This window comes from Microbacterium sp. Root553, from assembly GCF_001426995.1.
In the GTDB taxonomy this organism is placed as follows: Bacteria; Actinomycetota; Actinomycetes; order Actinomycetales; family Microbacteriaceae; genus Microbacterium.
In genome coordinates, this window is sequence record NZ_LMFY01000001.1 from 1,528,308 (window position 1) to 1,548,623 (window position 20,316).

The following is a 20,316-nucleotide window of genomic DNA, read 5'->3' on the forward strand; positions in this document are numbered from 1 at the left end:
TTCGCACGGGAATCGCAGGCGGGGTCGATTTCGCACGTTGATCGGCCGTATCCGATGCGAAACTGACCCCGCCTGGATCCGCGGTGCGAAACTGACCCCGCCTGGATCCGCGGTGCGAAACTGACCCCGCACGGACGCGGCGACAGCGCGCGTCTTGACCGCCGCCGCACCCGCGTGACACACTTCTGTGACCGGTCACAGTGACCACCGACGACCCGAGGTACCCGTGAGCAACGAAGCCCCCGCCTTCTCCCCCGAGATCGCCGCATCGATCCAGACCGTCCGTGAGGACGTCGCCCGCCTGCACGGCGAACTCGTGCGCTACGGGCTCGTGGTCTGGACGGGCGGAAACGTCTCGGGGCGGGTCCCCGGCGCCGATCTGTTCGTGATCAAGCCCTCGGGAGTCAGCTACGACGACCTCGCGCCCGAGAACATGATCCTCTGCGACCTCGACGGCGCCGTGATCGCCGGAACGCCGGGCAGCGATCGCTCGCCCTCCAGCGACACCGCGGCTCACGCCTACGTCTATCGCCACATGCCCGAGGTCGGCGGCGTCGTGCACACGCACTCGACCTTCGCGGTCGCCTGGGCGGCCCGCGGCGAGGAGATCCCCTGCGTCATCACGGCCATGGCCGACGAGTTCGGCGGACCCATCCCCGTCGGGCCCTTCGCGATCATCGGCGACGACTCGATCGGACGCGGCATCGTGCAGACCCTCTCCGGCCACCGCAGCCGGGCGGTGCTGATGCAGAACCACGGCCCCTTCACCATCGGCGTCGATGCGAAGGACGCCGTGAAGGCGGCCGTCATGGTCGAGGACGTCGCCCGCACCGTGCATCACGCCCGCGAGGCGGGCCCCCTGATCCCCCTCCCACAGGAGGCCGTCGACAGCCTCTTCGCCCGCTACCAGAACGTCTACGGACAGAACTCGGACGCCCGACGATGAGCGACACGACCCCCCGCACCACCGCCCCCCGCACCAGCGCCCGCGACGACATCCTCGCCGCCCGCACGAGCCTCGGCATCGAGCTCGGCTCGACCCGCATCAAGGCGTGCCTGATCGGATCGGATGCGACCGAGGTGCTCGCCACCGGGTCGTTCGCCTGGGAGAACCGCCTCGAGGGCGGCCTCTGGACCTACGACCTCGACGAGGTCTGGGCGGGCCTGCAGGCCGCGTACGCCGAGCTCGTCGCCGACGCGGAGCGCGCGCACGGCGTGCGCCCCGAGACGTTCGGCGCCATCGGCATCTCGGCGATGATGCACGGATACCTCGCGTTCGACGCGCAGAGCGAGCTGCTCGTGCCGTTCCGCACCTGGCGCAACACCAACACGGGCGTCGCCGCGACGGAGCTGACCGAGCTGCTCGGGGTGAACATCCCGCTGCGCTGGTCGATCGCCCATCTGCACCAGGCCGTCGTCGACAGCGAGGAGCACGTGCCGCAGCTCGACTTCGTGACCACGCTCGCCGGATACGTCCACACGGCTCTCACCGGCCGTCGCGTGCTCGGTGTCGGCGATGCATCCGGCATGTTCCCGATCGATTCGGCGACCGGCGACTACGACGAGCGGATGCTGCAGGCCTACGACGCGCTCGCGGCCGACCGCCTGCCGGCGAGCGCCAGAGACCTTCTCCCTGAAGTCCTCCCCGCCGGCGCCGAGGCCGGCACGCTCACCGCCGACGGGGCGGCCCTGCTCGATCCGACCGGCGCGCTGCGCCCCGGCATCCCGCTGTGTCCTCCCGAGGGAGATGCGGGAACAGGCATGGTCGCGACGAACTCGGTGTCGCCCCGCACGGGCAACGTCTCGGCGGGGACGAGCATCTTCGCGATGGTCGTCCTCGAGGGCCCGCTGTCGCACGTGCACCACGAGCTCGACCTGGTGACGACCCCGGCCGGCGACGCGGTCGCGATGGTGCACTGCAACAACGGGGCGAGCGAGCTCGCCGCGTGGGCCGGACTCTTCACCCGCTTCTCCGCTGCGGCCGGGCAGCCGCTCGACGCCGATGCGGTGTTCGACGCGCTCTTCCGTGAGGCGCTCGAGGGCGAGGCGGATGCCGGTGGCCTGCTCGCCTACAACCATCTCGCGGGCGAGCCGATCGCCGGCCTCACCGAGGGGCGTCCGCTCTTCGTGCGCACCCCCGACAGCGCCTTCACCCTCGCGAACTTCATGCGCGCGCAGCTGTACGGCGTCTTCGGCACCCTCGCGCTCGGGATGCAGGTGCTCACCGACGAGGGCGTCGAGCTCGACCGCATGTTCGCGCACGGGGGGATGTTCCGCACCGCGGGAGTCGCGCAGCGCTTCCTCGCCGGCGCGCTGGATGCCCCGGTCTCGGTGGGCGAGCTCGCAGCGGAGGGCGGGGCCTGGGGCATCGCGGTGCTCGCGTCGTACCTGGCCCATGCCGACACGCGCACCCTGGGGGAGTACCTCGACGGCGAGGTCTTCGCCTCGGCATCCCTCGTCGTGGCCGAGCCCGATCCTGCCGACGTCGCCGGATTCACCGCCTATCTCGACCGCTACCGTGCAGGCCTCGCCGTCGAGGCCGCCGCCACCACCGCTCTCTGAACTGCTCCCGCCAGACCGAAGGATCCGCCATGCCCCGCACCCCGCTCACCACCTCGCTCGACGGCTACGAGGTCTGGTTCCTCACCGGGAGTCAGCACCTCTACGGTCCCGAGACGCTCGCGCAGGTCGCCGAGCAGTCTCAGCAGATCGCCCGCCTCCTCGACGAGGCGGGGGAGGTTCCGGTGAAGATCGTGTGGAAGCCGGTCCTCACCGATTCCGCCGCCATCAAGCGCACCGCTCTCGAGGCCAACGCCGACGAGAGGGTGATCGGACTGATCGCGTGGATGCACACGTTCAGCCCCGCGAAGATGTGGATCGCCGGTCTCGACGCGCTGCAGAAGCCGCTCGCCCACCTGCACACGCAGGCGAACGTCGAGCTGCCCTGGGCCGACATCGACTTCGACTTCATGAACCTGAACCAGGCCGCGCACGGCGACCGCGAGTTCGGCTACATCCAGACGCGTCTCGGCGTGCCGCGCAAGACCGTGGTCGGCCATGCGAGCGACCCCCGGGTGCGTCAGGAGATCGCCACCTGGCAGCGCGCGGCGGCCGGCCTCGCCGCCTCGCGTTCGCTCAAGCTCGCCCGCTTCGGCGACAACATGCGCTTCGTCGCCGTGACCGAGGGCGACAAGACCGAAGCCGAGCTGCGCTTCGGCGTGCAGGTCAACACGTGGGGCGTGAACGACCTGGCGGATGCGGTCGCCGCGGCATCCGCGTCCGAGATCGACGCCCTCGTGGCCGAGTACGAAGAGCTGTACGAGGTGGTGCCCGAACTGCGCCGCGGTGGCGAGCGCCACCAGTCGCTGCGCGACGGCGCCGCGATCGAGATCGGTCTGCGGTCGTTCCTCGAAGAGGGCGGCTTCGGCGCCTTCACCACCTCGTTCGAGGACCTCGGTGCGCTGACGCAGCTGCCCGGCCTCGCGGTGCAGCGTCTGATGGCCGAGGGCTACGGATTCGGTGCCGAGGGCGACTGGAAGACAGCGATCCTCGTGCGGATCGCCAACGTCATGGGGTCGGGCCTGCCCGGCGGGGCGAGCCTCATGGAGGACTACACCTACGACATGACCCCCGGTGACGAGCTGATCCTCGGCGCGCACATGCTCGAGGTCTCGCCGTCGCTCACGACCGCGAAGCCCACTCTCGAGATCCATCCGCTCGGCATCGGCGGCAAGGACGACCCGGTGCGCCTGGTCTTCACGGCAGACCCCGGGCCCGCGATCGTCGTCGCGCTCAGCGACATGCGCGACCGGTTCCGCCTCACCGCGAACGTCGTCGAGAACGTGCCGCCGCGTCAGTCGCTGCCCAAGCTCCCCGTCGGCCGTGCCGTCTGGAAGCCGCAGCCCGACTTCACCACGTCGGCCGCCGCCTGGCTGACCGCGGGTGCCGCGCACCACACCGTGATGTCGACCGCCGTCGGTCTCGAGGCCTTCCGCGACTTCGCCGAGATGGCCGAGGTCGAGCTGCTCGTGATCGACGACGACACCACGCTGCCCGAGTTCCAGAAGCAGGTGCGCTGGAACCAGGCGTACTACCGACTCGCGCAGGGGCTGTGATGACGCAGGGCGCCGCACCGGCCGTCGATGTCGTGGCCGCCGCACGTCTGCGCTCCGGCCGACAGCTGCGCATCGCGGCTCACGGGTACGAGGCGGTCATCGCGAGCGTCGGCGCCTCGCTGCGCGTGCTCACCCACGACGGGCGGGATCTGATCGTGCCGTTCGACGCCGACGAGGTGCGCCCCGGATACCGCGGCGCCACCCTCGCGCCGTGGCCGAACCGCATCGTCGACGGCCGCTATACGTTCGGCGGGGTCGAGCACCGGCTGGCCCTCACCGAGCCGACGCGGGGGCAGGCGCTGCACGGGCTCCTCGCGTGGACCGAGTTCGAGGACCGTCTCGTGCTCGACGACCGCGTCGTGCTCGCCGCCGTCATCGAGCCGCAGACCGGGTACCCGTTCCGCGTCGAGGTCGAGACCGAGTACCGTCTCGACGCCGACGGGCTGCATCAGACGGTGACCGCGCACAACCTCGGGGCGGATGCCGCGCCATGGGGCGCCGGACCGCATCCGTACCTCGTCGCAGGCCCCGGCCGGGTCGACGACTGGACGCTGACTCTGCCCGCCTCCGACGTGCTCACGGTGACACCCGACCGGCTGAGTCCTGTCGCGGTGGAGGGCGTGACCGCGCATCCGCAGTGGGACTTCCGCGCCGCGCGCCCGATCGCCGATGTCTTCATCGACCACGCCTTCACGGGTCTCGCCCGCGAGGGCGGAGTGGCCGAGGTGCGCCTGGTGACGGATGCCGGAACCGGCGTCGCGATGACGTTCGACGAGCGCTGCCCCTGGGTGCAGGTGCACACGGCCGACAATCCCGAGATCGCCGCGATCCACCGCATCGGCCTCGCGGTCGAGCCGATGACCTGTCCGCCGGACGCGTTCAACTCCGGGACCGACCTGGTGGTGCTCGAGCCCGGGGACCAGCACTCCGCATCCTGGCGGATCGCCGCGATCTGAGCCGGAGCGGCGGGCTCCGCGTCTCGCGCGGTGCGTTCCGGCTGCCGTCTCGCGCGGTGCGGGGTCAGTTCTGCATCCGTGACGTCCGATTCCGGTGCGCAAGTGGCCCCGCCTGGCGGGGAGGTGCGCAAGTGACCCCGCCTAGGGGAGAGCTGCGCGAGGCGGTGGATGCGGCGTGGGGCGACTGCGGTGCGTTCCGGGCAGTTGTGCCCTGCCGATGTCTGTGCGGGGTCAGTTCCGCATCCGCACGTTGTGCGGGGTCAGTTCTGCATCCGTGACGTCCGATTCCAGTGCGCAAGTGGCCCCGACTGGTGGGGAGGTGCGCAAGTGGCCCCGCCTGGTGGGGAGCTGCGCAAGTGGCCCCGACCGGGTGCGGCAGCGCGAGGCGGCGGATGCGGCTGTGGCGGGTTCCGGCCGCAGTTGTGCGCTCGGCGGTTACGCGGGGTCAGTTGCGCATCCGTAACGCCTGATTCCGGTGCGCAAGTGGCCCCGCCTGGCGGGGAGGTGCGCAAGTGGTCCCGCCTGGGAAGGCAGCAGGCGAGGCAGCGCCAGCACGAGCCAGCACGCGGCAGCACGAGGTCGCGACGGATGCGTCGGCCGATGCGCGCGGCGGTCTTGCGTCAGCGGGTGAGCCAGCGGCGCAACGACCGCGTGACGAAGGGCAGCACCCAGTAGGCCATGATCGGCGTGAGCGCCACGGTCGTCGCCAGCACCCGCAGCCAGATGGGCAGCTCGTTCCAGCCGGGAACCGGGCTCATCGCGTACGTGAAGGCCAGGTTGACGGGGAAGAAGCCGAGCCAGATCGAGATGGCCTGCTTCCACCGCGGCGGCGTGCTCACCATCGCGACCGTGGTCGTCGATCCGTCCGCGCGCGGCAGCGTGATCGTGTCGGTGGTCGGCTCGTCGAACCAGCCCTCGATGCCGGTGCGACGCTTCACGCGCTCGCTGCGCACGAACTGCTCTCCGGTCGACTTCCACCACTCCCGCTCGCCCGACTGCTCCCAGGCGATCAGCGACTTCTCGTCGGTGAAGCGGTAGAGCATGTGCCAGACGTGCGAGTCCTCGCCGTCGCGCACCCAGCCGGAGCCGAGGAATCCCGGGTACCGGTGGGCGAGATTCACGCCGGTCTGCACCCACGCGGTGGCGGCGGCCACGTGCTCGGGGTCGACCTCGCGGCGGATGGAGACGGTGATGGGTTCGCTGGACATGGTGGGTCCTCGGAGAGTGCGGTCGCCCGGGTCACGGACGCCTCGACGGTGGGGGTGTCGCGCCAGGGTGCGGGCGCAGGATCGATTGTATTTCGGATGCCGGGGTCGACGCCTCGTTTTCGCGGCGCGCGAAGACGGCATCCGCTCATCGCACGCCCGCGACCCCGCACCCACGTCCCGCACCCACGACCCGGCCCCGCGATCGGCCGCCCACGAATCGCATCGGTCACAGGCGAACGCGACGGGGAGAGAATGGGTCTCATGAGCACGCGCAGCGAAGCCGTTCTGATCGATGTCGTCCGCACCCCCGTCGGGCGGGGCAAGCCGGGCGGTGCCCTGTCGGGTGTGCATCCGGTCGATCTCGCGGCCGGAGCGCTCGCCGCGATCCTCGCGCGCAGCGGTCTCGAATCGCGGCAGATCGATGACGTGCTGCTCGGGTGCGTGAGCCAGGTCGGCGATCAGTCGTCGAACATCGCCAGGCAGGCCGTGCTCGCCGCCGGCTTCGACGAGGCGATCCCCGCGGCGACGATCGACCGGCAGTGCGGGTCGAGCCAGCAGGCGGTGCATTTCGCCGCGCAGGGGATCATCGCCGGGGCCTACGAGGCGGTGATCGTCGGCGGTGTCGAGTCGATGAGCAGGGTGCCGCTGGGGTCGTCCGCCGCGGGCGGGTCCCCGATGTCTCCTCGTCTGCGGGAGCGCTACCCCGAGGGGCTCGTGAACCAGGGTGTCTCGGCCGAGCTGATCGCCGCCCGCTGGGGTCTCGACCGGGCGGCTCTCGACGCGTACGCGGCCGAGTCGCACCGTCGCGCCGCCGCTGCGTGGACCGAGGGGTTCTTCGACCGCACGGTCATCCCGGTCGCGGAGGCGCCGGATGCCGTCGTCGACGAGACCGTCCGCGCGGGCACGACGGACGCGGGGCTCGCCGGGCTTCCGGCGGCGTTCCGCACGGATGCGCTCGCGGCCCGCTTCCCCGAGGCGGACTGGCGGATCACCCCCGGGAACTCCTCGCCGCTCACCGACGGGGCTTCTGCCGCTCTGCTGATGAGCGCGGAGCGTGCCGACGCCCTGGGGCTCACACCTCGGGCGCGGTTCCACGCCTTCACGGTGGTCGGTGACGACCCGCTCATGATGCTCACCGGGCCGATCCCCGCGACACGGCGCATCCTGGAACGCACGGGGCTCTCGATCGACGACCTCGACGCGTACGAGGTCAACGAGGCCTTCGCGTCGGTGCCCCTCGCGTGGGCGGCGGAGGTGGGGGCGGATGCCGCGAAGCTCAACCCGCGCGGTGGCGCCATCGCGCTCGGGCACGCGCTCGGCTCGTCCGGCACCCGTCTGCTGGGCACGCTCATCGATCAGCTCGATGCCGTGGGCGGGCGGTTCGGTCTGCAGACCATGTGCGAGGGCGGCGGCATGGCGAACGCGACGATCATCGAGCGCCTGTAGTCCGCGCCCCCCGCCCCGCAGAGCAGAGAAGACCCCCGCCGACCCGATTCGGCGGGGGTCTTTCGCGGTGCGATCACCGCGACGGGAGCAGATGCTCGCCGTGTCGCGCGGATGACGTGACTACCCGATCCGGTCTGAGTCTGTGTCCGCGCATGTGAAGTTGTAGTCGGGCGACGTGTCCACAGGGTGAACGGCCGGCGAACGCGAAGCGTCAGCGGCCTCGCCGAGTGTCGCCGACGGTGCCCGTGTCGATGAACGCCCATCCGAAGGCGTCGAGCTCGCGGCGCGGTTCGGTCGATCCGCTGAGCAGATCGACGCCCTCGACGTCCACGGCGTACGGCCGGGTGCTGTGGTTGATGACGGTGAGGACGCTGCCGCGGCGGGCGACCTCCACATGCTCCGGCAGCCCCTCGATCTCGGGGGCGACGCCCGCCTCCACCGCGAGCCAGCCGAGCACGGCCGCCATGCCGTCGTCGTCGGGGATGGTCGCGAGATAGTACCCGCGGCCCGTCCCGAACGTGTGGCGGGTGAGTGCGGCGCGCCCAGTGGTGCGGCCCTCGGTGAAGCGGCCGAGCACCTCGGCATCCTGCACCAGCAGCTCCTCGGCGAAGTACTGCCCGACGATGCGTCCGGCAGGGCTCTCGAGCGGCGCCTCGGACTGTCCGGGGCCGCCGACGGATGCGTGGCTGGCGACCTCTCCTGCCGAGTCCGCGCCGCGCACCGACGCGGGCGGCACGAGCGCCCCGAAGTCCTCGAGCGCGACGCCGAGCACATCGCGCAGGCTCACGAGGAACCCGCCGTCGCGGAACGCGTCGTCCTGGTCGACGACGTCGCTGAACGCCGAGACGAACAGGTGGCCGCCCTGTTCGACGTAGTTCGAGAGGTTCGCGGCCCCCTCATCGCCGAGCAGGTACTGCTGCGGCGCGACGACGAGCGAGTAGGCGCTCAGATCGGACGTCGTGTTCACGATGTCGACCGAGAGGTTCTGGCGGTGGAGTGCCGCGTGCCACCGGTGGGACAGCGTGAGGTAGTCGAGCACGATCGGGTGGTCCCGGCCGTCGATCGCCCACCAGTTCTCCCAGTCGAAGACGAGGGCGATCTTCGCTCCCGAGGTGACGTCGGGCAGATCAGGGAGCTGTGCGAGCTGGGCGCCGAGAGCCGTGACCTCCCGCCAGGTCCGGGTCTCGCGCCCGGCCTGGGGCAGCATCGCGGAGTGGAACTTCTCGCTGCCGCGGCGGGATTGCCGCCACTGGAAGAACATGATGGCGTCGGCGCCGCGGCCCACGGCCTGGGCGCTGATGGCGGCCATCTGCCCCGGTGCCTTCGGCGCGTTCGTCGGGCGCCAGTTCAGGGCGTTCGTGGACTGCTCGGTGAGCAGCCACGGCACCCCGGGCTTCAGCCCGCGCATCAGCTCGCGGGCGAACGCCGCGCCCCGGAACGATTCGGGGTCGTTGGGGTCGGGGTAGTTGTCGTCGCAGATGACGTCGACCTCCGCCGCCCACTTCCAGTAGTCGGCCGGGGGGAACGCGCCCATGAAGTTGGTGGTGATCGGCTGCGTGGCGCCGGCCGCGCGGATGATGTCGCGCTCCATCACGTACAGCTCGAGGAGGGTGTCGGAGGTGAAGCGCTTGAAGTCGAGCACGCTGGTCGGGTTGATGCTGTACGGCGCTTTGCGTGGCGGCACGATCTCGTCGAACGCCGTGTAGCGCTGCGACCAGAAGTCGGTTCCCCAGGCGTGGTTCAGCGCGTCGATGGTCTCGTACTTGCGGCGCAGCCACGTGCGGAAGTGATCACGCGCCGCGTCGGAGTAGTCGTAGTGCAGGTGGCATCCGTACTCGTTGTTGACATGCCAGAGCGTGACGCCCGGATGCTGCGCGTAGCGCTCGGCGAGGGCGGTGACGAGCTCGGCGGCGAGGCGGCGGTAGATCGGCGACGACGGGGCGAAGGCCTGCCGGCTGCCCGGCCAGAAGGTCGAGCCGTCGGCATCCTGCGGCAGCATCTCCGGGTACGCGGCCGAGGCCCAGGGGGGAGGGGATGCGGTCGCCGTGGCGAGGTCGACCTCGATGCCGCCCTCGTGCAGCAGCCCGATGATCTCGTCGAGCCAGTCCCAGTCGAACTCGCCCTCGGCCGGCTGGATGCGCGACCAGGCGAAGATCCCCAGACTCACGAGGGTGACGCCTGCCTCGCGCATGAGTCTGACGTCCTCGGGCCACACCTCTCGTGGCCACTGCTCGGGGTTGTAGTCGGCGCCGTAGTGCATGGATCTCCCGGGTAGGTGGTCGTTGATCGCGCATCCAGCCTATCGGGAAGCGCTTTCCAAGCGCACCCCCAGGGAGCACGAGAGCGCCGGACGAAATATAGATGGACGCCCTAGTAAATATCCGGAGGCCGAACTATCATCGTCATAGTGCCAACGACGGCGCGAAGGGACATCGCACAATGACTCGCACCATTCCCCATTTCGTAGGCGGATCGCACCTCACCCCCGAGGGAGGTCGCTTCGCCGATGTGTTCGACCCGAGTACCGGATCCGTGCAGGCGCGCGTTCCCCTCGCGTCCGCCGACGAGGTCCGCGACGTGATCGCCGACGCCGAGGCCGCGCAGGTCGCGTGGGCGGCGACCAACCCCCAGAAGCGCGCGAGGGTGCTGCTGCGGTTCCTCGACCTGGCGCAGCGCGAGATGCAGTCGCTGGCCGAGCTGCTCGCGAGCGAGCACGGCAAGACGGTCGACGACGCGAAGGGAGACATCCAGCGCGGACTCGAGGTCATCGAGTTCTCCGCCGGTGCCCCGCATCTGCTCAAGGGCGAGTACTCCACCGGTGCCGGTGCCGGCATCGACGTCTACTCCATGCGCCAGCCGCTGGGAGTCGTCGCGGCGATCACCCCGTTCAACTTCCCCGCCATGATCCCGCTGTGGAAGGCGGGCCCCGCCCTCGCCGCCGGCAACGCCGTCGTGCTCAAGCCCAGCGAGCGCGACCCCTCGGTGCCGGTGCGCCTCGCCGAGCTGTTCCTCGAAGCGGGCCTGCCCGCGGGCGTCCTCAACGTCGTGCACGGCGACAAGGAGGCCGTCGACACCCTGCTCACCGACGACCGCATCCGCGCCGTCGGTTTCGTCGGCTCGACGCCGATCGCCGAGTACATCTACTCGACGGCCGCCGCCCACGGCAAGCGCGCGCAGTGCTTCGGCGGCGCGAAGAACCACATGATCGTGATGCCCGACGCCGACCTCGACCAGGCCGTCGACGCGCTGATCGGCTCGGGATACGGGTCGGCGGGCGAGCGCTGCATGGCGATCTCGGTCGCGGTCCCGGTGGGGCAGGAGACAGCGGATGCTCTCGCCGCGAAGCTCACCGAGCGAGTGGCGCAGCTGCGGATCGGGCCTTCTCTCGCGCCCGACGTCGACTACGGGCCCCTCGTCACGCGGGCTGCGGTCGAGCGGGTCGTCGGGTACATCCAGCAGGGTGTCGACGAGGGGGCCACCCTGCTGGCCGACGGGCGCGGCTTCACGGTCGAGGGCCACGAGGAGGGCTTCTACCTCGGGCCGACCCTCTTCGATCACGTCACGACCGACATGGCGATCTACCGCGAGGAGATCTTCGGTCCGGTGCTCGTGATCGCCCGTGCCGCCGACTACGAGGAGGCGCTGCGCATGGCCTCGGAGCACGAGTACGGCAACGGCGTCGCGATCTTCACCCGCGACGGCGACGCCGCGCGCGACTTCGCGGCCCGTGTCGAGGTCGGCATGGTCGGCGTCAACGTGCCGATCCCCGTGCCGATCGCGTATTACACGTTCGGGGGTTGGAAGCGCAGCGGATTCGGCGACCTGAACCAGCACGGCGCCGACGCGTTCCGCTTCTACACGAAGACCAAGACGGTCACGAGTCGCTGGCCGTCGGCGGGGATCCGCGACGGCGCCAGCTTCGTGATCCCCACCATGCACTGATCCCGCGACACCTCCCGCAAGGAACCACGATGACAATGACCACCGTCACCACCACCGCCGAAGAGCGCGAGGCCATCCTCGACGCCGTCCGGGAGTTCGCCGACACCGAGCTCGCCCCCTTCGCCGCCGAGCGCGACGAGAAGCACCTCTTCCCGCGCGAGTCGCTGGGCAAGGCCGGCGAGCTCGGACTCGGCGGCATCTACGTGCGCGAGGACTTCGGGGGCACGGGCCTCAGCCGCTCCGACACGGTCGCGATCTTCGAAGAGCTCGCCAAGGGCGATCCCGCGGTCGCCGCGTACATCTCGATCCACAACATGGTGGTCTGGATGATCGACACCTACGGCGACGATGCGCAGCGCGGCGAGTGGCTGCCGAAGCTCACCGCGATGGAGGAGTTCGGAGGCTACTGCCTCACCGAGCCGGGCGCGGGGTCGGATGCCGCGAACATCGCCACGAGCGCGGTCCGCGACGGCGACGACTTCGTGCTCACCGGCGTCAAGCAGTTCATCTCGGGAGCCGGCGAAGCCGCCGTCTACGTGGTGATGGCCCGCACCGGCGAGCCGGGAGCGCGCGGAATCAGCGCCTTCCTCGTCCCGGGCGATGCCGAGGGACTGAGCTTCGGCGCTCCCGAGAAGAAGATGGGCTGGCACGCCCAGCCGACCCGTCAGGTCATCCTCGACGGCGTCCGCATCCCTGCATCCGGAGTGCTGGGCGACGAGGGGCGCGGCTTCGCGATCGCGATGTCGGCGCTCAACGGCGGCCGGCTCAACATCGCCGCCTGTTCGCTCGGCGGAGCCCAGTGGGCGCTCGACCGGGCCGTGCAGTACGTGCACGAGCGGGTCGCGTTCGGCGAGCCCCTGGCCGAGAAGCAGTCGATCCTCTTCGCGATCGCCGACATGCGCACCGATCTGCAGGCTGCGCGCCTGATGGTCCGCGACGGGGCGCGAGCGGTCGACGAGCAGGCGCCCGACGCCACGATGCGGTGCGCCATGGCCAAGCGCTTCGCGACGGATGCCGGCTTCGACGTCGCCAACCGCGCACTGCAGTTGCTTGGCGGCTACGGCTACCTGCAGGACTACGGCATCGAGAGGGTCGTGCGCGATCTGCGGGTGCACCAGATCCTCGAGGGCACCAACGAGATCATGCGCCTGATCGTCGGCCGCGAGATGCTGAGGCCCGCAGGTTCCGTGTCGATGCGGAGCGCCTCATGACCGGGTCGCCGAGCAGAGTCGCGTTCCTCGGCCTCGGCCATATGGGTCTGCCGATGGCGAAGAACCTGGTCGCGGCAGGCCATGAGGTGCACGGCTTCGATCTCGTGCCGGCGGCGATCGAGGCGGCCGAGGCCGCCGGCATCCCGATCGCGGCGAGCGGGGCGAATGCCGTCGCCGACGCCGATGTCGTCATCACGATGTTCCCCGCCGGCCGCCACGTGATCGACGCGTATCGCACGGAGCTGCTGGCCGCCGCGCGTCCCGACACCCTGTTCATCGAGTCGTCGACGATCGCGGTCGACGAGGCCCGTGCCGCGCACGCCCTCGCGCTCGCCGCGGGGCACCGCAACATCGATGCTCCCGTCTCGGGTGGCGTCGTCGGGGCCGAGAACGGGACCCTGGCGTTCATGGTCGGCGGCTCCGACGAGGACGTCGCCGCTGCGATGCCGCTGCTCGAGGTCATGGGAAAGCGCATCGTGCACTGCGGCGGACCCGGGCTCGGTCAGGCCGCGAAGGTCTGCAACAACATGGTGCTCGCGGTGTCGCAGATCGCCGTCGCCGAGGCGTTCGTGCTGGGAGAGCGGCTCGGGCTCGAGCATCAGGCGCTGTTCGACGTCGTCTCGCAGGCATCCGGACAGTGCTGGTCGATCACGACGAACTGCCCGGTGCCGGGGCCGGTGCCGGCGAGCCCGGCCAATCGCGACTACCGGCCGGGCTTCGCCGGGTCGTTGATGGCGAAGGATCTGGGACTCGCGCTGCAGGCGATCGATCAGACCGGGACCGATGCCCGCATGGGGCGGCTGGCGCAGCAGCTGTATGCGGCATTCGCCGCGGGCGAGGGGGCGACGCGCGACTTCTCGGGCATCATCACCGACATCCGCGACGGCGCCGTGTGACTCGTGAACCGACGCGCGCGTTTCGTCTCGCTGCGCTCGCTCAACGAGCGGAGGTCTCCCCGGTCGTTGCGCGGGGCCGCGAAGCGCCTGGGACGCGCGCGTTTCGTCTCGCTGCGCTCGCTCAACGGACGGAGGTCTGCCCGGTCGTTGCGCGGGGCCGGGGAGCGCCTGGGACGCGCGCGTTTCGTCTCGCTGCGCTCGCTCAAAGAGCGGAGGTCTGCCCGGTCGGCTCGATGGGCGGAGGTCTGCCCGGTCGGCTCGATGGGCGGAGGTCTGCCCGGTCGGCGAGCGAGGCCGCGGAGCGCCCCAGACCCGCCCGTTGAGCGAGGCCGCGGAGCGCCCGAGACGAAACGCGACGATCACCCCGCGACATACTGAGATGACCACGACGGAGAGGGCTTCACGATGACCGAGTACGAAACGATCCTGGTCGAGCAGCGCGGACGAGTCGGGTGGATCACCCTCGACCGACCCGAGGCTCTGAACGCACTGAACAGCCGGCTCGCCGAAGAGGTCACCGCTGCCGCCGTCGCCTTCGATCTCGACGACGGCGTCGGCGCGATCGTCGTCACGGGATCCGAGAAGGCGTTCGCCGCCGGGGCCGACATCAAAGAGATGGAGGGCATGTCCGCCGCCGGGATGCTCGAGACCGACCACTTCGGGGTCTGGCGTGACTTCGCCGCCGTGCGCACGCCCGTGATCGCCGCCGTCTCGGGCTTCGCCCTCGGGGGAGGATGCGAGCTCGCGATGATGTGCGACATCATCCTCGCCGCCGACACGGCGAAGTTCGGCCAGCCGGAGATCAACCTCGGCGTGATCCCGGGCATGGGCGGCACGCAGCGACTGATCCGCGCGGTCGGGTACTACAAGGCCGCCGAGCTCGTGCTGTCCGGTCGCTTCATGGGCGCCGAGGAGGCCGAGCGCGCAGGGCTCGTGTCACGCGTCGTGCCGGCATCCGACCTGCAGGATGAAGCCACCAGGCTCGCCGAGACGATCGCGTCGAAGTCTCTGCCGTCGGTGTTCGCCGCGAAGGCCGCGCTCGACGCCGCGATGGAGACCACTCTCGCCGAGGGGCTCGCTCACGAGAAGAGCGCGTTCGCCGCGCTGTTCGACACCGAAGACCAGAAGGAGGGCATGTCGGCCTTCCGGGAGAAGCGTGCTCCGGACTTCCGGAACCGCTGAGCGCGCCCGGTCGGGGTTCACGATTCAGCACAGAAGCCGCGGAATGCCTACCTCGACACCGATCCGGCACTCGGCGCACCCGCTCATGCTGAATCGTGAACGGCGCACGCCCGAGACCTCAGCCGCGGAGCGCGTCGAGGATCTTCGCGATGCGGCGCTCCCGGGTCGCGTCCTGCTTCGCCTCGGCGACCGAGCGGGCGTGCTCTTTGCGCACCGAGTACGACAGTGCGGCGAAGGCGGTGCGCAGCGAGGCATCCGCGTCGAGCGCCGCCGCGAGGGCGGGCGGGATCTCGACCTCGCGTTCGGCGGAGTCCACGCGGATGACCGCATCGACGTCCTGGCCGATCTCGACCCCGAACTCGGTGCGCACGGCCTTGCTGAAGCCGATCATGTTCTGCCCGCCCATGCGGGCGAGGCGCAGCCGGCCGGAGTGGCCGCCGATCGTGACGACGACGGGGAACGCCTTTCCGGCGCGGAGCTCGGCGACCTGCTCGTCGGTGAGGATGATCGCGGCGGCGGGGCCGCGCCCTTCGAGCGTGGTGTGCAGGCGCAGTTCACTCATGCGGGCAGTGTACGCCCGCGCTCCTCGGCCTCGGAGGCCAGGTGGTCGTTGCGTTCCTCGATCAACGCGCGCATGTACTCGCGCAGGAACACGCGGTCGACGAGGCGCCCGATCGGACCGAGAGGCGAGTGGAAGATCACGGTGTCGCGCAGCAACGTCCCGGTCGGATGCTCCTCGAACACGTGCACGTGCAGGAACGCCCCGAAAGGACCCGAGAGCTGCCGGTCACGGAACCCGCTCGGGGCGTCGACGTCGTACACCATCGTCCGCAGTCGGAACGGGATGCCGAAGTGCCGCGCCCGCCAGGTCACGGTCGATCCCTCCGTGAACACGCCGCCGTCGGGCGCCTCGATCATCGTCTCGCCGTATCGAGCCATCGATCGCAGGTGCAGTCCGGGGTCGAGCGCGAGCGCGAACACCGTCTGCCTCGGCGCGGCGATGACCCTCTCGAGCACGAACTCGGCCACGTCAGAGCGGATCGGGTTGAGGCTTGGGGTCGGTGAAGTCGCCCGCCGCCTTGCGCATCCGCGCGACGATCGCGACGAGCTCGGCGGCATCCGCGCTGGTCATGCCGGGGTCGGCGAAGACCTCGGCATTGAGGGCGTGCGTCGCGCGGTCGACGAGCTCGCGGCCCGACGGGGTGAGGGCGAGCAGCGCCGCGCGACCGTCGTGCGGGTGCGGTTCGCGCACGATGAGTCCGTCGCGCACCAGACGCTCCGCGGTGCTCGTGACGGTCGTCGCGTGCACCTGCAGTCGGGCGACGACACTCGACAGGGGCAGGCGGCCCGACCGGCTGAAGGCCAGCAGCCGCAGCATCTCGTAGCGGGCGAAGCTCAGCGCGAAGGGCTTGAGCGCCGCATCCACTCGCGCGAGCAGCAGCTGCTGAGCCCGCATGACCGAGGTCACGACGGTCATACCCTCGGCGGCATCGGACCAGCCGTGCGCAAGCCACTGCCGCTTCGCCTCGGCGAGCGGATCGACGGGCAGAGGGCGGGGTCGGACCACGGTTCTACGGTAAGGCATCCGCTCGCTGCGCCGGGGATGCGGGGCTGTGCGCACTGTGTGGATCTCAGTCGCTCAGAGGCTGGGACTCAGTATCAAGGGACTAGAATCAAGGCAGTCGTGAGGAGCAATCGATGAAGATCTTCGTCCTGGTCAAAGAGGTGCCTGACACCTACGGCGATCGCAAGCTGGATCTCGAGACCGGCCTCGCCGATCGCGGTGCCGGTGACCTGGTGCTCGATGAGATCACCGAGCGCGCGCTCGAGGTCGCGCTGAGTCATGCCGACAAGAACGAGGGCACCGAGGTGGTCGCGCTCGCGATGGCTCCGGCCGGGTCGACGGCGTCGGTGCGACGGGCGCTCGCGATCGGCGCAGGGTCGGCCGTGCACATCGCCGACGAGCAGCTCGCGGGCGCCGATCTCGGCCTCACCGCCGAGACGCTGGCAGCCGCGATCCGCCGCGCCGAGCCCGACCTCGTGATCACCGGCAACCTCTCGACCGACGGATCGGGCGGCGTGATGGCGGCGATGCTCGCCGAGCATCTCGGCTGGTCGCAGGCGACGGCGCTCACGAGCGTCGAGATCACGGCCGACGCGGTCACGGGCATGCGAGGGGCGGATGCCGGCGGCCAGTCGATCTCCGCATCGCTGCCGGCCGTGATCTCGATCACCGAGGCGCTGCCCGATGCGCGCTTCCCGAACTTCAAGGGCATCATGGCGGCCAAGAAGAAGCCGCTCGAGGTGCTCACCCTCGACGACCTCGGGGTCTCGGCGGATCCCGCCGCGGAACCGCGAACGATCATGACCGCGGTGGCCGAGAAGCCCCCTCGCGCCGCCGGCGTCAAGATCGTCGACGAGGGCGACGCCGCCGACAAGCTCGTCGAGTACCTCGTGCAGAACAGGCTGGTGTGACATGTCGTATCCCGAGAACCCCATTCTCGTCGTGGTCGATCTCGACCCGGCCGGCGACCCCGCCAGCAGCACGGCGGCCCTGATCGGCGCCGCGTCGACTGTCGGAGCGCCCGTCGCCCTCGTGGTCGGCGGATCCGAGCAGGCGGTGTCGAAGGTCGCCGCCCTCGGCGCCTCGGTCGTGCTCACCGCCGATGCCGACGCGACCGTCCTCACGGTGCCGGTCGTCGATGCTCTGCAGGCGGCCGTCGCCCAGGTGCATCCCGACGCCGTGCTGATCTCGAACTCGATCGCCGGGCGCGACATCGCCGGACGTTTCGCCGTGCGCGCGCGGCTCGCGCTCTCGGTCGACGCGGTCGGCGTCTCCCGTGACGACGAGGGGGTGCTCGCCCACCATTCCGTGTACGGCGGGGCGTACCTCACCGACTCGGCGCCCACGTTCGGTGCGCCGGTGATCACGGTGCGCCAGGGCGCGGTCGAGGCCCGTGCCGAGGCGGTGCCCTCGCCGACCGTCGAGCCGCTGAGCGTCGAGGCGTCCGGTGCGCCGAGCGCGACGGTCGGCGCGGTCGAGGCCGTCGAGGCGACGTCGTCTCGGCCCGAGCTCCGCGGCGCGACGCGCGTGGTCTCGGGTGGACGCGGACTCGCCTCGAAGGAGAAGTTCGTGCTGGTCGAGGAGCTGGCGGATGCTCTGGGGGCCGCCGTCGGCGCGTCCCGCGCCGCGGTTGACGCCGGCTACATCCCCCAGTCGCATCAGGTCGGCCAGACCGGTGTCTCGGTGTCGCCGCAGCTGTACGTCGCGCTCGGCATCTCCGGCGCGATCCAGCACCGGGCGGGCATGCAGACCGCGAAGAACATCGTGGCGATCAACAAGGACGCGGAGGCGCCGATCTTCGACGTCGCGGACTTCGGCATCGTCGGCGATCTGTTCACCGTCGTCCCGAAGGTGATCGCCGCACTCGAGGCGCGGAACAAGTAGTCATGGCGACGCGGATGCTGAGGCGCGGGCTGCCCCGCGTGCGCGGCGGCGAACCCTGGCCCCCCGGCGACATCGCGGCGCATGCTGCCGTGCCGGCCCCCGCCGTGTCGGCCCCTGCCGTGCCGGCCCCCGCCGTGCCGGACCCTGCTGTGCCGGCCCCTGCCGTGTCGGACCCTGCCGTGTCTTCCACTTCGGGGGCCGACACGCCACTCGCAGGATCGTCTGTTGGCGAGCATCCTTCATCTGGCGTGTCGGCCCCCGAAGTTAACAGTGCGGCGACCTCGGGCTCTGCTGCACTTCGTCGGGGGCTGCCGCGCGTCTCGGGTGGCGAGCCCTGGCCGCCGGTGGGCGCGGTCGCATCGGCGGTCGCGAGTGCACACGCCGTTGTCGCGCCGGGTGGCACCGTTCCAGGTACTGCCGTTCCAGGACCCGCCGTGCCGGGTCCTGCCGTGCCGGGTCCTGCCGTGCTTTCCACTCCGGGGGCCGACACGCCACCTGCAGGATCGTCTGTCGGAGAGCATCCGTCATCTGGCGTGTCGGCCCCCGTCCCAGACGGCGTGGCGACGCGGCCCTCCATGTCCGTCCGTCGCGGGCTCCCGCGGGTCACAGGCGGCGAGCCGTGGCCACCGGGAGGGACGGCGCCGGTTCTGCCGACGCCCGCGTCGTTCACTTCGGGGGCCGACACGCCGCAATCCGGACCCATTCCCGGCGGAAGCCCTACGGGTGGCGTGTCGGCCCCCCAAGTGGAGGGCGCGGTGTCGGACACGGCGTCGGTGTCGGCCACGGCGTCGGCCACGGCGTCGGTGTCGGCGTCGGCACCCGCCGCCGCGGCCGCCGCGGCCGCCGCCGCGCTGGCCCGCGTGCCCGTGCTCGGCGACCCGTCGGTGCCGCTGCCGGCGCCGCGCACGGTCTGGAACGGCAGCGCCCCTCGGCACATCACGGCGGCGACGTCGACGGCATCCGGTCGGCCGAGGCCCGCATGGACCCAGGCGATCGCCGCTCTGCTGGGGGCCGCAGCTCTCGGCATCCTGGCGGCCGCGGCCGTCGCCTTCGTGCGTGCACTGCTGAGCTTCCCGTTCATGCAGGACTTCCTCGCCGCGTTCCCGGGGGAGTACACCCCGGCCATCGCCGTCGAACCGGGATTCGCGCCCTGGGTCAACTGGGCGCACTTCTTCAACGCGTTCCTGATCGTGCTGATCATCCGATCGGGTCTGCGCATCCGCAACGAGAAGCGGCCGACCGCGTTCTGGACCCCGCGCAACAACCCCAAGGGCAAGGTCAGCCTGACGATCTGGTTCCATCAGGCACTCGACATCCTGTGGCTGCTGAACGGCGCCGTCTTCGTGGTGCTGCTCTTCGTCACCGGGCACTGGGTGCGCATCGTGCCGACGAGCTGGGAGATGCTGCCGAACGCTCTGTCGGCGGCGCTCCAGTACGTCTCGTTCGACTGGCCCACCGAGCACGGCTGGGTCAACTACAACAGCCTGCAGCAGCTGGCGTACTTCGTGACGGTCTTCATCGCCGCCCCGCTGGCCGCGGCCACCGGCTTCCGGATGTCGGGGATGTGGCCGAAGCGCGCAGAGCGACTGTCGAAGGCGTATCCGATCGAATGGGCCCGCGCCCTGCACTTCCCGGTGATGATCTACTTCGTGGTGTTCATCATCGGCCACGTCGCGCTCGTGTTCCTCACCGGGTTCCTGCGCAACCTGAACCACATGTACGCCTCGTCGGATGCCGTCGGCTGGACCGGGTTCTGGGTGTTCGTCGCCTCGATGGTGGTCATCGCCCTCGGCTGGGTGGCGGCGCGGCCGCTGGTGATCGCCCCGATCGCCAAGCTGTTCGGCAGCGTGTCGGGTCGCTGAGCCGTTCCGTATTCAGCATCGACACCGTCCGCGGACGCGGAACGGCCCCC

General features: G+C 70.7%; 17 protein-coding genes. 12 read left to right on the top strand and 5 right to left on the bottom strand.

Annotated features, from left to right (window positions below):
- The first annotated feature begins 226 nt into the window (after positions 1–226).
- From ASD43_RS07095 to ASD43_RS07110, 4 genes are read left to right on the top strand one after another with little or no spacing between them, the layout of a single operon-like run.
- Positions 227–946: an L-ribulose-5-phosphate 4-epimerase gene (locus ASD43_RS07095; RefSeq protein ID WP_056415342.1), complete on the top strand. Its 720-nt coding sequence runs from the start codon at positions 227–229 to the stop codon at positions 944–946.
- Positions 943–2,562 (top strand): xylulokinase, encoded by a 1,620-nt coding sequence (locus tag ASD43_RS07100; RefSeq protein WP_056415344.1) that lies wholly within the window; start codon positions 943–945, stop codon positions 2,560–2,562. The genes ASD43_RS07095 and ASD43_RS07100 overlap by 4 nt, the downstream gene beginning before the upstream one ends.
- A 29-nt stretch (positions 2,563–2,591) precedes the next feature.
- The gene (araA, locus tag ASD43_RS07105) at positions 2,592–4,115 is read left to right on the top strand and encodes an L-arabinose isomerase (RefSeq protein ID WP_056415346.1); all 1,524 of its coding nucleotides are present in this window, start codon (positions 2,592–2,594) and stop codon (positions 4,113–4,115) included.
- Positions 4,115–5,071 (top strand): aldose 1-epimerase family protein, encoded by a 957-nt coding sequence (locus tag ASD43_RS07110; protein WP_056415348.1) that lies wholly within the window; start codon positions 4,115–4,117, stop codon positions 5,069–5,071. The genes araA and ASD43_RS07110 overlap by 1 nt, the downstream gene beginning before the upstream one ends.
- Positions 5,072–5,691: 620 nt before the next feature.
- On the opposite strand, the gene ASD43_RS07115 is transcribed toward ASD43_RS07110, so the two are convergent.
- Entirely contained in the window at positions 5,692–6,279 is a 588-nt protein-coding gene (locus tag ASD43_RS07115) for an antibiotic biosynthesis monooxygenase (RefSeq protein ID WP_056415350.1), read from the bottom strand.
- Positions 6,280–6,540: 261 nt separating this feature from the next.
- Between ASD43_RS07115 and ASD43_RS07120 the strand changes: the two genes are divergently transcribed.
- Positions 6,541–7,725 (top strand): thiolase family protein, encoded by a 1,185-nt coding sequence (locus ASD43_RS07120; RefSeq protein WP_056419298.1) that lies wholly within the window; start codon positions 6,541–6,543, stop codon positions 7,723–7,725.
- A 211-nt stretch (positions 7,726–7,936) separates the two neighbouring features.
- Here the strand turns inward: ASD43_RS07120 and ASD43_RS07125 are convergent, their stop codons facing one another.
- On the bottom strand, positions 7,937–9,985 hold the full coding sequence (locus ASD43_RS07125) for a beta-galactosidase (protein ID WP_056415352.1): 2,049 nt from the start codon (positions 9,983–9,985) through the stop codon (positions 7,937–7,939).
- A 179-nt stretch (positions 9,986–10,164) separates the two neighbouring features.
- Here ASD43_RS07125 and ASD43_RS07130 point away from each other — a divergent pair, with 179 nt between their 5' ends.
- From ASD43_RS07130 to ASD43_RS07145, 4 genes are all read left to right on the top strand, one after another.
- Entirely contained in the window at positions 10,165–11,667 is a 1,503-nt protein-coding gene (locus ASD43_RS07130; protein ID WP_056415355.1) for a CoA-acylating methylmalonate-semialdehyde dehydrogenase, read from the top strand.
- Positions 11,668–11,696: 29 nt separating this feature from the next.
- Entirely contained in the window at positions 11,697–12,878 is a 1,182-nt protein-coding gene (locus ASD43_RS07135; protein WP_056415357.1) for an acyl-CoA dehydrogenase family protein, read from the top strand.
- A complete protein-coding gene (mmsB, locus tag ASD43_RS07140) occupies positions 12,875–13,774 on the top strand; it encodes a 3-hydroxyisobutyrate dehydrogenase (protein ID WP_056415359.1) in 900 nt (299 codons plus the stop codon). The genes ASD43_RS07135 and mmsB overlap by 4 nt, the downstream gene beginning before the upstream one ends.
- Before the next feature lie 405 nt (positions 13,775–14,179).
- On the top strand, positions 14,180–14,956 hold the full coding sequence (locus ASD43_RS07145; protein ID WP_056415362.1) for an enoyl-CoA hydratase-related protein: 777 nt from the start codon (positions 14,180–14,182) through the stop codon (positions 14,954–14,956).
- Positions 14,957–15,074: 118 nt separating this feature from the next.
- Here the strand turns inward: ASD43_RS07145 and ASD43_RS07150 are convergent, their stop codons facing one another.
- From ASD43_RS07150 to ASD43_RS07160, 3 genes are read right to left on the bottom strand one after another with little or no spacing between them, the layout of a single operon-like run.
- Positions 15,075–15,518, bottom strand: a complete 444-nt coding sequence (locus ASD43_RS07150; protein ID WP_056415365.1) for a YdeI/OmpD-associated family protein — start codon at positions 15,516–15,518, stop codon at positions 15,075–15,077.
- Complete coding sequence (locus ASD43_RS07155) at positions 15,515–15,985, bottom strand: SRPBCC family protein (RefSeq protein ID WP_056415368.1); 471 nt, start codon at positions 15,983–15,985, stop codon at positions 15,515–15,517. Before ASD43_RS07155 ends, ASD43_RS07150 begins: the two co-directional genes overlap by 4 nt.
- A 1-nt stretch (position 15,986) precedes the next feature.
- A complete protein-coding gene (locus ASD43_RS07160) occupies positions 15,987–16,523 on the bottom strand; it encodes a MarR family winged helix-turn-helix transcriptional regulator (protein WP_082539303.1) in 537 nt (178 codons plus the stop codon).
- Positions 16,524–16,654: 131 nt separating this feature from the next.
- On the opposite strand from ASD43_RS07160, the gene ASD43_RS07165 reads away from it, so the two are divergent.
- From ASD43_RS07165 to ASD43_RS17630, 3 genes are all read left to right on the top strand, one after another.
- Positions 16,655–17,431 carry an electron transfer flavoprotein subunit beta/FixA family protein gene (locus ASD43_RS07165; protein WP_056415382.1) on the top strand — a complete coding sequence of 259 codons (777 nt, stop codon included), beginning with the start codon at positions 16,655–16,657 and terminating at the stop codon, positions 17,429–17,431.
- Position 17,432: 1 nt separating this feature from the next.
- Entirely contained in the window at positions 17,433–18,404 is a 972-nt protein-coding gene (locus ASD43_RS07170) for an electron transfer flavoprotein subunit alpha/FixB family protein (protein WP_056415384.1), read from the top strand.
- Between the two features lie 755 nt (positions 18,405–19,159).
- Entirely contained in the window at positions 19,160–20,266 is a 1,107-nt protein-coding gene (locus tag ASD43_RS17630; protein ID WP_327043708.1) for a cytochrome b/b6 domain-containing protein, read from the top strand.
- The last annotated feature ends 50 nt before the right edge of the window (positions 20,267–20,316 follow it).

Coding starts and splice junctions, on each gene's coding strand:
- ASD43_RS07115 (WP_056415350.1), bottom strand. CDS start 6,279: ATGTCCAGCGAACCCATCACCGTCTCCATCCGCCGCGAGGTCGACCCC.
- ASD43_RS07125 (WP_056415352.1), bottom strand. CDS start 9,985: ATGCACTACGGCGCCGACTACAACCCCGAGCAGTGGCCACGAGAGGTG.
- ASD43_RS07165 (WP_056415382.1), top strand. CDS start 16,655: ATGAAGATCTTCGTCCTGGTCAAAGAGGTGCCTGACACCTACGGCGAT.
- ASD43_RS07130 (WP_056415355.1), top strand. CDS start 10,165: ATGACTCGCACCATTCCCCATTTCGTAGGCGGATCGCACCTCACCCCC.
- ASD43_RS07150 (WP_056415365.1), bottom strand. CDS start 15,518: ATGAGTGAACTGCGCCTGCACACCACGCTCGAAGGGCGCGGCCCCGCC.
- mmsB (WP_056415359.1), top strand. CDS start 12,875: ATGACCGGGTCGCCGAGCAGAGTCGCGTTCCTCGGCCTCGGCCATATG.
- ASD43_RS07100 (WP_056415344.1), top strand. CDS start 943: ATGAGCGACACGACCCCCCGCACCACCGCCCCCCGCACCAGCGCCCGC.
- ASD43_RS07135 (WP_056415357.1), top strand. CDS start 11,697: ATGACAATGACCACCGTCACCACCACCGCCGAAGAGCGCGAGGCCATC.
- ASD43_RS07170 (WP_056415384.1), top strand. CDS start 17,433: ATGTCGTATCCCGAGAACCCCATTCTCGTCGTGGTCGATCTCGACCCG.
- ASD43_RS07110 (WP_056415348.1), top strand. CDS start 4,115: ATGACGCAGGGCGCCGCACCGGCCGTCGATGTCGTGGCCGCCGCACGT.
- ASD43_RS07120 (WP_056419298.1), top strand. CDS start 6,541: ATGAGCACGCGCAGCGAAGCCGTTCTGATCGATGTCGTCCGCACCCCC.
- ASD43_RS07145 (WP_056415362.1), top strand. CDS start 14,180: ATGACCGAGTACGAAACGATCCTGGTCGAGCAGCGCGGACGAGTCGGG.
- araA (WP_056415346.1), top strand. CDS start 2,592: ATGCCCCGCACCCCGCTCACCACCTCGCTCGACGGCTACGAGGTCTGG.